Origin of the sequence: Rubinisphaera margarita (assembly GCF_022267515.1) — a bacterium.
GTDB classification, from domain to species: Bacteria; Planctomycetota; Planctomycetia; order Planctomycetales; family Planctomycetaceae; genus Rubinisphaera; species Rubinisphaera margarita.
This window is the reverse complement of the sequence record NZ_JAKFGB010000022.1, coordinates 159,114-171,871: the sequence shown is the minus strand read 5'-3', so window position 1 is coordinate 171,871 and position 12,758 is coordinate 159,114. Positions and strand designations below refer to the sequence as shown.

The 12,758-nt window shown below is 58.9% G+C and carries 7 protein-coding genes; 5 read left to right on the top strand and 2 right to left on the bottom strand.

The features are described from left to right. Positions 1 to 17 precede the first annotated feature (17 nt). From rlmB to L1A08_RS21940, 3 genes are all read left to right on the top strand, one after another. Positions 18 to 878, top strand: a complete 861-nt coding sequence (gene rlmB / locus L1A08_RS21950) for a 23S rRNA (guanosine(2251)-2'-O)-methyltransferase RlmB (RefSeq protein WP_238758736.1) — start codon at positions 18 to 20, stop codon at positions 876 to 878. A gap of 25 nt (positions 879 to 903) precedes the next feature. Then, positions 904 to 1,809 carry a cation diffusion facilitator family transporter gene (locus tag L1A08_RS21945; RefSeq protein ID WP_238758735.1) on the top strand — a complete coding sequence of 302 codons (906 nt, stop codon included), beginning with the start codon at positions 904 to 906 and terminating at the stop codon, positions 1,807 to 1,809. A 161-nt stretch (positions 1,810 to 1,970) separates the two neighbouring features. Next, positions 1,971 to 4,706 (top strand): zinc-dependent metalloprotease, encoded by a 2,736-nt coding sequence (locus L1A08_RS21940; RefSeq protein WP_238758734.1) that lies wholly within the window; start codon positions 1,971 to 1,973, stop codon positions 4,704 to 4,706. A gap of 400 nt (positions 4,707 to 5,106) precedes the next feature. On the opposite strand, the gene L1A08_RS21935 is transcribed toward L1A08_RS21940, so the two are convergent. Continuing rightward, the gene (locus L1A08_RS21935; protein WP_238758733.1) at positions 5,107 to 5,712 is read right to left on the bottom strand and encodes a hypothetical protein; all 606 of its coding nucleotides are present in this window, start codon (positions 5,710 to 5,712) and stop codon (positions 5,107 to 5,109) included. Positions 5,713 to 6,058: 346 nt separating this feature from the next. Continuing rightward, the gene (locus tag L1A08_RS21930) at positions 6,059 to 7,333 is read right to left on the bottom strand and encodes a S1C family serine protease (protein WP_238758732.1); all 1,275 of its coding nucleotides are present in this window, start codon (positions 7,331 to 7,333) and stop codon (positions 6,059 to 6,061) included. Positions 7,334 to 7,634: 301 nt separating this feature from the next. On the opposite strand from L1A08_RS21930, the gene L1A08_RS21925 reads away from it, so the two are divergent. Then, positions 7,635 to 8,648, top strand: coding sequence for an AAA family ATPase (locus L1A08_RS21925; RefSeq protein ID WP_238758731.1), 1,014 nt, complete (start codon positions 7,635 to 7,637; stop codon positions 8,646 to 8,648). Positions 8,649 to 8,839: 191 nt separating this feature from the next. Next, entirely contained in the window at positions 8,840 to 12,748 is a 3,909-nt protein-coding gene (locus tag L1A08_RS21920; RefSeq protein WP_238758730.1) for a serine/threonine-protein kinase, read from the top strand. Positions 12,749 to 12,758 lie beyond the last annotated feature (10 nt).

The following is a 12,758-nucleotide window of genomic DNA, read 5'->3' as shown; positions in this document are numbered from 1 at the left end:
TCTATCGATGGATTCCCGTGAAGCGAAAGCCCAAGTCTCGTCCTGCCAAGCCCGCCAAAGCCGCCAAGCCTTCGAAGGCCGCTAAGGCGGCTAAGCCTGTCAAGCCTGCCTCTTCAGCTCCTCCGGTCATCGACCAGTTGCTTGAGTTGAAGAACCCGCACAGCGTTCGGGCTGTTCTTTCCGTTCGTCCCAAGGACGTGACCGAGCTCCGTTTCTACGCAGAGCCCAAGGGATTGTGGAACAAGATCGCCGAGATGGCTGATGAGGCGAACATCCCGATTCGCACGCTCCCGCCGCCCGCCGATAAAAAGGGTCGGGCTCCGGTGAAGCAGGAACGAACCGGTCACGCGGTCGCCTTCGTCAAGCCTCGACAGCCGGTCTCGCTGCAGTCGCTGCTGAAGATGCCGGACGCCGATGAATCGCAGTCCGCCCCACTCTGGCTGGCTCTCGATTCCCTGCAGGATCCGCACAATGTCGGAGCGATTTTCCGTTCGGCCGCGTTCTTCGGAGTCCGCGGGATTCTGATGACCCGCAGTCAGTCCGCCCCCATCAACGCTACGGTGCACGACATCGCAGCCGGCGGTGTGGAGCATGTCCCCTTCGCGATTGAAGCCAATCTCAACCGCGCGCTCAAACTGGCCAAGGACGCCGGACTGTGGATTCTCGGGACGTCGGAACATGCCGAGGGATCAGTTTGGGAGGTCGATCGACGTCGCCCCTGGCTGACTGTTGTGGGGAACGAACAGAAAGGGTTGCGCCGGCTTACGCTCGAGAAGTGCGACCACTTGTGCACAATTCCGGGGCCGGGCGATGTCGGGTCTCTCAACGTGTCGGTGGCGACCGGAATTGTCCTGGCTGCGCTGCAGCAGCCTTTCTGAACGGCGTCCTGACAGGCGGATTGATGTGTACGACACGGCTGCTCGATATCGGGAAGCGACCACAGCCGCGCTGATCGGTCTTTCAGTGAATCTGGTGCTGGGCATCATCAAGCTCATCGCCGGACTGGTGGCTCGATCGACGGCGCTGATCGCCGATGCCGTGAATTCGCTGGGGGACGCCCTGTCGTCGCTGGCCGTAGTTTACGGGCTGAGGATTTCGCAGCTTCCGGCGGATGACGAACATCCATACGGACACGCGCGAGCTGAGGGGATTGCCGCGACGACAGTCGCGGTGGTCATCATCGTCTCGGCGGCGATTGTCGGCTGGGAAGCTCTGACGCGACTGGGCCAGCTGGCTCCGGCCGTCCCGTGGTGGGCGATTGCCATTGCCGCGACGAACGTGGTGCTCAAAGAGGGTTTGTTCCAGTTCAAGGTCCGTGTCGGCCGCCGAACGAGATCGGCGTCCATCATCGCCAACGCCTGGGACCACCGCAGCGACGCCCTTTGTTCTCTGGCCGTGCTGGTCGGATTCGTGGTTGTCCGTGTCGGGGGGCCTTCTTTGGGCTGGGCCGACCAGGTGGCAGCGATTATCGTCTCGCTGGGAGTCATCTGGTCGGGGATTCGGCTGTTTCGCAGTAGTGCCAACGAGTTGATGGATACCCAGGCGGAATCGGAGCTTCTCGACCAGATTCGTGAACGGGCGATGAGCATTACGGGTGTGGAAGGGGTTGAAACGCTGCTTGTCCGCAAGGTGGGGCTGGAATTCTTCGTTGATGTTCATATCGAGGTCAATCCGTCGATTACGGTCGATTACGGACATCGGATCGGGCATCACGTGAAAGATCGGTTGCTGACGGACTTTCAGGAATTGCGGGACGTGCTGGTCCATCTGGAGCCGCATCGGGCTCCCGATCCGGGCGAGCATGCGTAATCACTTATTGATTTTGCCTATCCCCGTTCCTATCTTTACAGTGGCCATCCTGGCAGGGAATGCCATGTTGAGACCCTCCTGCAGGTGACCCCGCCGCTCGCTCGCGGTGGATGATGTCCCTCCAATTTCTTACCTCTCGCCTCCAGCGATCAGGAGCAGCAATGGATTTGAATCTCACGACACGTCGGCGCACCGTTTCGCGCCTGCTTCTACTTTTCGGGATGCTGCTCTGCATCACCGCGATGCCTCAACCGGCGGCGGCCAAGGAATATCCCGCCTGGGAGGAAGTGACCAAGGGAGCGACACGGCTCAGCGGCCTGTTTCCCCTCTACTACAACGAAGAGGAGCAACAGCTCTTCATCGAAATCAGCAAGGCTCAGTACGACACCGAATTCATTCTGCCAATTTCGATTGCTCGCGGTGCCGGTCTGATGTACCTCGGCGGCGACACGCTCAACTTTGGCGATCAGTGGCTTGTGACTTTCCGCCGCAGTGCTGACCGCGTTCATCTCATTCGCCGCAACGTCCGCTTCAAAGCCAATCCCGGCTCGCCGCAAGCCGATGCCGTTGAAACCTCTTACACCGACAGCGTCATTAAGGCGCTGCCGATCAAGAGTGAGAAAAGCAACGGCCAGAGCGTGCTGATTGATGCAGCCGATCTGTTCATGTTCGATCTGGCTGGCATCGGCGTGAATCCCGATCGCAGCCGGAGCACCTGGTTCAAGGTGACCGCGTTCCCTGAGAATATCCAGATTCAGGTCGCCGCCGTCTTCGCTTCGAGTCACAGCTACACCACGGTCTATGGAGCTGACTCAGCTGTGCCCGATCCCCGTGGAACCCAGATCGTTCTCGACTACGGACTTTCGAAACTGCCGAGTTCGAGCTACAAGCCCCGGCTGGCAGATGACCGCATCGGCTACTTCCTGAGCACGATCAACGATTTTACCAAGGACGTTGATGAGTCTCCCAAGGTGAAACTGATTAACCGCTGGCATCTGGAGAAGGAAAACGCCTCGGCTGAGATGTCTCCGCCGAAGGAGCCGATCATCTTCTGGATCGAAAAGTCGGTTCCCCGGTCTTACCGCCCGTATGTTCGCGAAGGGATTCTGGAGTGGAACAAGGCCTTTGAGAAGATTGGCTTCATCGACGCCATTCAGTGTCGCGATCAGCAGGACAGCGACAACTTTGCCCCGGAAGACATTCGCTACAACACGTTCCGCTGGATCACGACTTCGGCCAGCTTTGCGATGGGGCCGAGCCGGGTGAATCCGAAGACCGGCCAGATTCTCGATGCCGATATCGTTTTCGATGAAAGCATGGTGCGTTATCACCGGACCGATTACGTTCGCAACGTCGGCATTCCCCAGGGACTCGACCTGCTCGCCAAAGGAGAACGCCAGTTGTTCCTGAAGATGTTCGCCGCGGAAGTGCCGGAGATTGAAGGACGCCAGAAGGAATACGACGAACTGCTCAAGCAGTATCACAAGCTGATTGAAGAACACCCTGAGCACGCCTACAGCCAGCAGTTTCCGCGTCAACCGGCGTGGATGAATGCCAAAGGCGGATGCAATTGCTGTATGATGGGCCCGGGGATTCAGCGTCAACTCGGGTTGATGTCGACGGTTATGGCCGTGCACGGAGCCGCTCCCGGTGGCAAGGTGCCCGAACAGTTCATTGGGCAGGCGATCAAAGAGGTCGTGATGCACGAGATCGGCCACACGCTCGGTCTGCGTCACAACTTCGAAGCCAGCACGATGCTGTCGCTCGAGGAGATCAATAAGCCGGAAGTGACCAACAAGCAGGGCATGATTGCTTCAGTGATGGACTACGCTCCGGCGAACTTCTCGCTCGATCCGAAGACGCAGGGCGATTACTTCACCACGACGATCGGCCCGTATGACTACCTGGCGATCGAGTACGGCTACAAGCCGATCTCAGGCGACGAAAAGGAAGAGCTCGCCAAGATCGCCGCCAAGATGTCCGAACAGGGGCTGAAGTACTCGACCGACGAGGATATGGCCCATAACCCCGACCCCCGCATCAATCTGTTCGACCTGGGTGATCCGGTTGACTATTCGGCACAGCGGATCGCCTTCATGAAGAAGTCGATCGAAGGCATGGTCGATCGCGTGGTCGAAGAGGGCGAGAGCTACAAGCGGGCTCGCGAAACCTTCACTCTGCTGCTCGGCGAAATAGCTCAGGCGACTCAGCTGGCCGCTCAGTACATTGGCGGCGAGTACACGTCTCGCGATCACAAAGGTGATCCGAACGCCCGCCCGCCGATGGAGCCGATTCCGCTGGAAAAACAGCAGCAGGCCCTCGATCTGTTGAGCAAGGAAATTTTCTCGGACAAGGCCTTCAACTTCTCGCCGGAACTGTTGCGGGTTCTGTCGCCGGAACGTCTGTCTGACGACTACTCGTCCAACGGCGATTTCGTCTATCCGATTTACGATCGCGTGCTGAGCATTCAGCGGATGGCCCTGTCGACAATGCTCGCCAACAACACGCTGCGGAATGTCCAGCAGATCGAAATGCACGCAAAGGCCGACCAGAAGGTGCTCACGCTGCCGATCATCTTCGAGACGCTCACTGGTTCGATCTGGACCGAAGTCCCGGCTGAGGTCGACCCGAACAAACCGGTCCAGATCTCGACGATTCGCCGCAATCTGCAGCGCGAATACGTGCGACAGCTGTCGGGTATCGTGCTGAATCAGACGCCTGTTCCGGCGGATGCCCGCGCTCTGGCCCGATTGCATCTGCAGGATCTGTTCGATCGCCTCGACAAGCTGGAAGAAGCCAACGCGAAGCTCGACGCTTACGCCAGAGCCCACACCCGCGAACTCCGCGACCAGATCGAGAAAGTTCTGAACGCCGAACTGGCCAGCAACCGTCCGTAATCGGTCGGTCAACGTGAGTAGAACAGAAGCCGGGGATGAGCAATCACCCCGGCTTCTGCCATTGCTGATGGGGAAGCTCCCGCCTGCCGATCGTGGAATGCTTCGGACGACGGGACTTTTCTCAACGGAAGTGGAGTGCACCACAGAGACACAGAGGACACAGAGAGCCAGTGTTGGGGGCACGTCCGAGAGCGGCGGGACGTAGTCATTCAGGAATGCTTCAGCCTCTTGGATTCAGAATCAATCGTGACTTACACGCGGGAATCTCTGTGCCTCTGTGGTGAAACTCAAAGTCATCGGCACAGTGACAGTCGGCATGGCAAGTCAACTCAAGTAAAGCGGGAGTCATGCCTGCGGAAGTTCGTCGTCATGATCGGAAACCTGGATCACCGTTGAACTCTCACGATAAGGCTGGTTGAGAATTGATCAGTGGCTCGGGCTTGATCTCTTCCAGAAAAAGTCTGCTGCAACCGATAAGCGTGAATTCGCCTCGACGATGTTTCACGACCCAAAGCGGACTTCTGTAATAGCGTAAGAAAAGCACGAGAAGCTGCACGATTCCCACACATTGCATGAACACGACAAGATTGAAGTTCCAGCAGAGGCCTGTTCCGAACCATGTCAACAGGACGAACAAGGTGCCGAGAAGGACTCGTTTGCGGGTTTCAAAGAGTTCGAACTTTTCGCGATCCATCCCGAATGTCAGTGTCAACGTTCGGTTCGAGGCGAGGGCGATCGCTGTCGCTGGCAGAAGGCTTATCGCTCCCATCATCATTGCCGGGATAGGCTGCATCAAAGCCAAGTTGACGACCATCGCTACGGTGCTCAGCAAGAACGCGAAGTTCAGCCAAGGGTGCCAATTGATTCGAACGGTGTGCATCTCTCCGCGTTCAACCGGAACTCCAAGCCGGATGCAAAGCGGCGGCAGTACGGCTCCGTCCTGGACGATCAGCCGCTTGCCTGCAACTCGGTAACCCGAGGTACGGGGATATACAACATGATGCATGCGGCCGATCTCACGCCAGCACGGTCTGTTTCGCTGGCAGCTTTCACCATCGCGACTAATAACCAAACGCGATTCGATGTATGACGTCCTGACACGTTATCAATGGACTAGAATGGTGTCCAGATGTTTCTGGCAAGCGCCCGCCTGCCGTTCGTGGCCGCTGCAGTGGTCGTACGAAGGCGTTCAGGAATACTTCAGCTTCTGGAATTCAGAAGCATACGTGACTTCAACGTGGGAACCTCTGTGTCCTCTGTGCCTCTGTGGTGAAACTCAGATTCGTTCCAAACAGACGCAGCCTTGATAACAACTCAGCGCACGGCAGGCGGGAGCCTGCCCGACACGGTGTTTACTTCTTCGGAGGCACTTCTCCGCCGAGCCGCATCGGAACCTGAATCGATTTGCCGTCGCGGAGGATTGTCAGCGTGATCGTGTCGCCCGGGTTGCGGCTTTCGATGTCGCCGAGGAAGTCGTCGACGGTTGAGATCTTTTCGTCATCGACATGGGTAATCGTGTCGGCGGCTGTGCGGTCGGTGCGTTCGACGACGAAGGGACCGCGGCGCTCGCGGAGGGTTTGTGGGCCACGGATGCCGGCCAGTTCGGCCGGACCGCCGGGGACGAGTTGGGCGACGAGCAGGCCGTCTTCGGTCTCATAGACGCGGGAGATGCCGATCTCCGGTCGGATAACCCGGCCGTGGCGAATCAGCTGAGGAATGACCCGTTTGGCCAGATTTACCGGAATGGCGAAGCCAACGCCCGAGCTCTGGCCGGTGGCCGAGTAAATCGCGGTGTTGATGCCGATCATGCGGCCGTGAGAATCGAGCAGCGGGCCGCCCGAGTTGCCCGGGTTCACGGCTGCGTCGATCTGGATGATCGATTTGATGGTCCGGTCGCGATGGATTTTCAGAGAGCGATTGAGCGACGAAATGATTCCGGTCGTTAGCGTTCGTTCGAGGCCGAACGGGTTGCCAATGGCGTAGACGTTCATGCCAACCTTGAGTTTGGCCGAGTCGCCCATGCGGACGGGGATCAGCGATTCCGCAGGGGCTTCAATGCGGATGATCGCCAGGTCGTTGACCGGATCGGAACCGACGTAGGTCGCGTCATACGTTTCGCCGTCATAGAGCGTGACGACGACTTCGCGGACGTCTTCGATCACGTGGAAGTTCGTGAGGATGTGGCCGGCCTGATCAATGACCAGACCCGAGCCGGTTCCTTCTTCGGGAACGGCCTGCAGGAAGAAGTTGTCGACGCGCACGCTCCGGGTCGTGATGTTGACCACGCTGCGGTTGACGTCTTCATAAACGCGGACACTCACCTGCTCTTCAGGGGTGAGGGCGTCGGAATCGTAGAAGGAGGAGCCGAAGCTGTTTTCCGGCCCGGGATTGTGCGAGCTTCCCTGCCATTGAAGGGTCGGCGGCAAGCCGTCGGGCGACTGCCCGGGAGGTTTCACCGGAATCGTAGGCGCCGGCTGCGTTGGGGTGCGGGGCGCAGGGAGGCCCGGGCCGTTCAATGTCGGCGGTTCCTGCGCGTGCATCAACGTCGGTTCGGTCAGTCGCACAAACGTTGCGGAAACGACGCCGCCAATCACAGCGGAAACCAGACAAACCATCCAGATTCTCATTGCTCTACCCTCAAACTTCCAATACTCCGTCATCCGGAAAAAATGAAGATCCTGATTGTAATTCGCGGCTGGATTCGCGGGGAGGGCAATTCTTTCAGGCGTTTTCTCACGGCAGGGCCCGTCTTTGTCGGAGGCGATGCTGACGTGAGAACGAACAGACTGGCCGAGCCAGCGGCCCGCGACGGTGAAGCGAGGATGCTTCCGGCCGCCGAAGAGAGTAAACTTTCCGGGACGGTGGATTCGATCCGCCGAATCGATGATGACGTTCCGTCCGCACCGACACCAAACGACCTGAGCGACTATGGCTGAAAAACGCGACTTCGATGACTTTCTCGAGAAGTTTCACAAGCACCGTCAGCTGATGGTGGAAGAACTGCACAAGGTGATCATCGGCCAGGACGATGTCATCGAGCAGATCATGGCCGCCATCTTCACCGGCGGGCATTGTCTGCTGGTTGGCGTGCCGGGACTGGCCAAGACGCTGGTCGTGAGCACGATCGCCAAGATTCTCGACGTCGAGTTCAAGCGGGTGCAGTTCACGCCGGACCTGATGCCGTCCGACATTACCGGCACGATGGTACTGGAGGAATCGGAAGGGGGCCGCCGCGATTTCCGGTTCGTGCAGGGGCCGGTCTTCACGAACATTCTGCTGGCGGACGAAATCAACCGAACCCCGCCGAAAACGCAGGCCGCGCTGCTGCAGGCCATGCAGGAGCACGAAGTGACGGCTGGGCAGACAACGCACGATCTGCCCGATCCGTTCTTTGTGATCGCGACGCAGAACCCGATCGAACAGGAAGGGACGTATCCGCTGCCGGAAGCCCAGCTCGACCGTTTCATGTTCAACGTGAAGGTCGACTATCCGAGTGTCGAGGAAGAGGAGAAGATTCTCGAGGCGACCACTGGCGGAGAACGGCCCGAAGTCCGCAAGATCCTTTCGGCCAAGTCCATCCTGTATCTGCAGAAGCAGATCAACACGATCGAAGCGAGCCCGCTGACGATCAGCTACGTGACGCGAATCGTGCGGGCGACCCGTCCCGGTGACGGTTCGGCTCCCAAATTCGTGAAGGAACTGATCGACTGGGGAGCCGGTCCGCGAGCTGGTCAGTACCTCATCATCGGAGCCAAGGCGATGGCCGCGATGAACGGACGTCCCGCAATCAGCCCGGCTGATATCCGAAAAGTGGCCATTCCTGTGCTCCGCCACCGGATTTCGGCGAATTTTCAGGCCCAGGCGGAGGGTTATACCACCGACGACCTCGTGAAGCGGCTGCTGGAAGAGATCCCCGAGCCCAATGTTCCGAAGTACGTTTGATCACGGCAGAAACGACGATCGACGGAGTCTCGGGAACGCCCGGAGGTTTCGGGAATCTCATTGCAAATTCCCATGGAAATCGTCAGGATAAACAGACTCTTCTCTAATCCAGTGCACTGTTCGGTTTCGCACTCGATATCTAATTTTCCGGGCAACCGACGAGACGAAACTCCGGGGCCGTTGGACGTTTCATGGCGAGAAAAACCACCCAGGAATCGAGTTCCGCCAAAACGGCGAAGCGAATCAGCGATTCCGATCTGACGACGCTGAAACAGCTCGGCCGCTATCAGGTGCAGAAGAAGTTGGGTCAGGGGGGCATGGGCACAGTTTATCTGGCCCTCGATCCCACGCTCAATCGGCTTGTTGCGCTAAAGATTCTCCCCGCAGAAAAAGCGGAGAACAAGATCCTCGTGAAGCGGTTCAAAGCCGAAGGTCAGGCGGCCGCTCAGCTGACGCACGATAATATCGTCCGCGTCTACGAATCGGGAGAAGCCGATGGGCTGCATTACATCGCCATGGAGTACGTCGAAGGGACCGACGTTCAACGGCTGATCAAGAAGCGGAACCGGATACCGATCCGTCGGTCGACGGAGATCATCACCCAGGTAGCGCGGGCTCTGGATCACGCCGCACAGGCCTCGATCGTGCACCGCGATATCAAGCCCTCCAACCTGTTGATCACGCAGGCGGGCGTTGTGAAGTTGACCGATCTCGGTCTGGCTCGCATTGTCGATGACACCGAGGAAACTTCGATCACGCGGGCGGGGACCACGGTCGGAACGGTCGATTACATGTCGCCCGAACAGGCCCGAAGCAGTAAAGCGGCCGACATTCGCAGCGACCTGTATTCACTCGGCTGCACCTGGTATCACATGCTGACCGGCTCGCCGCCGTATCCGGAAGGCTCGGTCACCAACAAGCTCCACGCCCACGCTGTGGCTCAAATTCCCGATCCCCGCGATCTGAATGAATCGGTGCCCGAGGCGATTGTCGGCGTGATCACCCGCATGATGGCCAAGAATCCAGAAGACCGCTATCAGTCGGTCGCTGAGTTGCTGGAAGACCTGGAAGCGGTCAAAACGACCAAGCGAGAGATCAAAGCAGAAGACCTGGCGGCTCTTGCGGGAGCCGACGATGTTATCGAAGAAGATGCGGACGATCGTGAAGACGCCGAGAGCCCGGTGATTCCTCCGCGACGCGGGCCGGCCGTCCGTGAAGTGGAAAGCAGCGACGAATCGGACGAGGCGGCTCCGACAAAGAAACGCCGACGAAAAGCGGACAAAGCCAGTTCCAGCAGTTCTTCCGGGGCGCGGAACGGCTCATCGAAATCGACTTCCTCGGGCGTCGATTCCCTCCCTCCACGCGAGAAACGCAAACTGGAGGATGTCGAAGGGCAGTCGGCCAGTCAGCTTGGAGTGATCGCGAAGTACATCGGGCTGGCCTGTGCCTTGATTGCTGTGGTCAGCGGAGCCTGGTATGGCGTCGCCGCCGTCAGCAGTTCGTTCAGTCAGTCCGGGGCCGACGACAAAGACAATGTCGATCTGACCCGCACTATCGAAGAGGTGCAGGCCGAGCGTGCCAGTGAAGCCGCCGAGTCGAACGGGAACGGCGGTGAGGGAAGCACGACTTCCCCGGAGAATGCACCGCGGAAGTTAACGGCAACCCCAGCCGTCGCGGCCGCAGAGGAAGAGCTCAGCGCCGAACAGATCGCCAGCCTGCCGAAGCTGCAGATAGTCGATTCCTCGGTGAAGGAAGACGACACACATTTTCATACGATCAGCGATGCGCTCGGTAAGATCAGCGATAAAGATGTGGTGATCGAGTTGGCGACCACCGGCACCTTCGTCTGGGAGCAGCCGGTTTCGGTCGAGAATCGAAATGTGATCTTTCGCGCAGCCGACGGTACGTCGGGACGGATTATTCTCAATTCGGCGGGAGCGATGACCGATGGTCTGATCCGCGCGAAGAATGCCCACGTGATGGTCCACGGGCTGCATTTCGGCCTGCCGGCCTACGATCTTCCCGGAGCGAGTGAACTCCGGCTGTTTCATCTGCAGAGTTCGGATCTGAGGGTTCGGGATTCCTCATTTACAATCGAGGAGTCTCGAGCAGCCCCGGTCATTCTCTGCAGCTATGTCGGCCAGAAGAAAGCGAATCAACTCGAGTGGAAGCGTTCGCTCGTACGGGGCGAGCTCTGGCAGCCGTTCCTGTGTCTCGCCGAGCAGCTCCAGGTCTCGATTGACGACAGTCTGTTCCTGATCGGCGGTGCTCCCCTGCTCGATCTGCGTTTGCCGCCCGGGACCTCAAGTGGCGACGCGGGCGCTAATACGGCTGATGGTCAGTATGCCCGCGAAGTTTCGATGAACGACACAATTGTCGTCTGCCAGAATACACCCCTGGTGATGATGAATACCCGTGGTCGCAACAATCCTCCACCGACGCAGTTTCGACTGAATCGATCGCATTTCGTCGCCACTTCTCCGGCCGGTCAGCGGCCTCTGGTCTCGATCGCGAACTGGCCTGAGAATGTCCTTGGTGGCAGCACGAGCGGATCTCTGTCTCGCGTCAACTGGATCAGCGAGAACAGCTCTTTCTCAGGCTGGGCGAGCCGTCTGAATGCCACGACGAATCGCACCCGGGCGGTCTTCAAAATTGACAATGAAGAATCGTGGCAGAAGTTCTGGGGGAATTCCGGGCTGTTCGGAGACTGGAACAACCGTCCGGTTCGTCTGGAAGCCGGGACGAGTCTGGCTCATCATACCGGAAACGATTTGAAAAAACTCGGCGTCACTGCCGCTGTTCATCCGCACGAGCAGACGCTCGAACGACTGGCTCGGCTCTCCGTGCCAGAACTCCCCCGAAAAACCTGGCGTGCCGAAGCCGCGGCGATGGAGTCCCGGCCGCGGCCCGTCGCGGATCCGTTCAACGATTCCGTGAAACGGATGACGGTCAACCTCAGCGATCCGCGGGTCGATCTCGGCAAGTTCCTTGCCTCCGAGACGCTGCCCGACCCTGTCGTCGTCGAAGCCGTCGGGTTCGGAAATCGATCCAGTTCGCCCATCCAGATCGCCAATCGCACAATCAAGATTGTGTTCAAGTCTGAAGCTGGCAAGTATCCACTCACGTTGAGGCCGGAGGGCACGCGCGATTCCGGTGAGGCACCGTGGATTCGGGTACAGGGGGGCCATCTCGCCATCGAAGACGGAATTTTCCGCGTCGATCCCGAGGGCAATCAGCCTCTTCCTACTGCATGGCTGGCAGCCGAAGGAGCCGATGTCGTTCTTCGCAAGTGCTACGTGACGGCTCCAGCCACGGCCGATCGACGACTCCAATCATTGATTCAAGCCGGAACTGCCGGCGCAGCCGGGAGCGATCGCAGCACATTGTTGCTCGACCGAACATTCCTGAGTTACGGCGGAGACCTGATCGCGACGAACCTGCGACGGTACACGCCGTTTGTTCGTAACTCCGTGCTCGCCTCGCAGAATCACCTGCTGGCAATGAGTTACTCCGGCAGTGCGAACGAAACCGTGCCCGGATACTTCGAGCTGACCAGTTCAACGCTCTCTGCCCGCGACGGAGCCCTTCACTTCGATGTTCCGGCCAGCGGCGATCACAAACGACCGCTCGTTTCCGGGCGAGTCCAGGAATGCGCCTTTGTCCCGGCTGCGAATCCGGGGCGATCCAAGGCGGAGGCACCCTCAGTCCTCTCTGCGTCGTTCGATTTGAAAGAGCTGCCCAGCCGCGTCTGGTGGTGGGGAGATCGCAATGGATTCTCTCCTGAAATCAACCAGCAAATTCTCGGGCAGCCTCTTGCGCAAAGCTGGTCGCGTTACTGGGGTGACGGCCATGTCGAGCGTCCGCTGTTTGGTCCGAACGGTGTGATGCTGATTGCCGGCACGATCGACGCGAAAGAGCTGAAGCCGTCGTCCTTTTCTCTGTTCAAAGACTGTCAGGCCACGAAATGGGGGCCGGGCGATACGAAGATCGGTGCCGACTGCGACCAGCTCGATGTGCCGGAATATGATCCTGAGAAGCCGCAGACGCCGCCGAAGGGAAAACCACCGGCGAACGATCGCTCCCGTCCCCCGACGATCTGACCTGCCGTTT

Excerpts from the sequence above, each read along its gene's own strand:
- L1A08_RS21940 (WP_238758734.1), top strand. The coding sequence starts at position 1,971 with ATGGATTTGAATCTCACGACACGTCGGCGCACCGTTTCGCGCCTGCTT.
- L1A08_RS21935 (WP_238758733.1), bottom strand. The coding sequence starts at position 5,712 with ATGCATCATGTTGTATATCCCCGTACCTCGGGTTACCGAGTTGCAGGC.
- L1A08_RS21930 (WP_238758732.1), bottom strand. The coding sequence starts at position 7,333 with ATGAGAATCTGGATGGTTTGTCTGGTTTCCGCTGTGATTGGCGGCGTC.
- L1A08_RS21925 (WP_238758731.1), top strand. The coding sequence starts at position 7,635 with ATGGCTGAAAAACGCGACTTCGATGACTTTCTCGAGAAGTTTCACAAG.
- L1A08_RS21920 (WP_238758730.1), top strand. The coding sequence starts at position 8,840 with ATGGCGAGAAAAACCACCCAGGAATCGAGTTCCGCCAAAACGGCGAAG.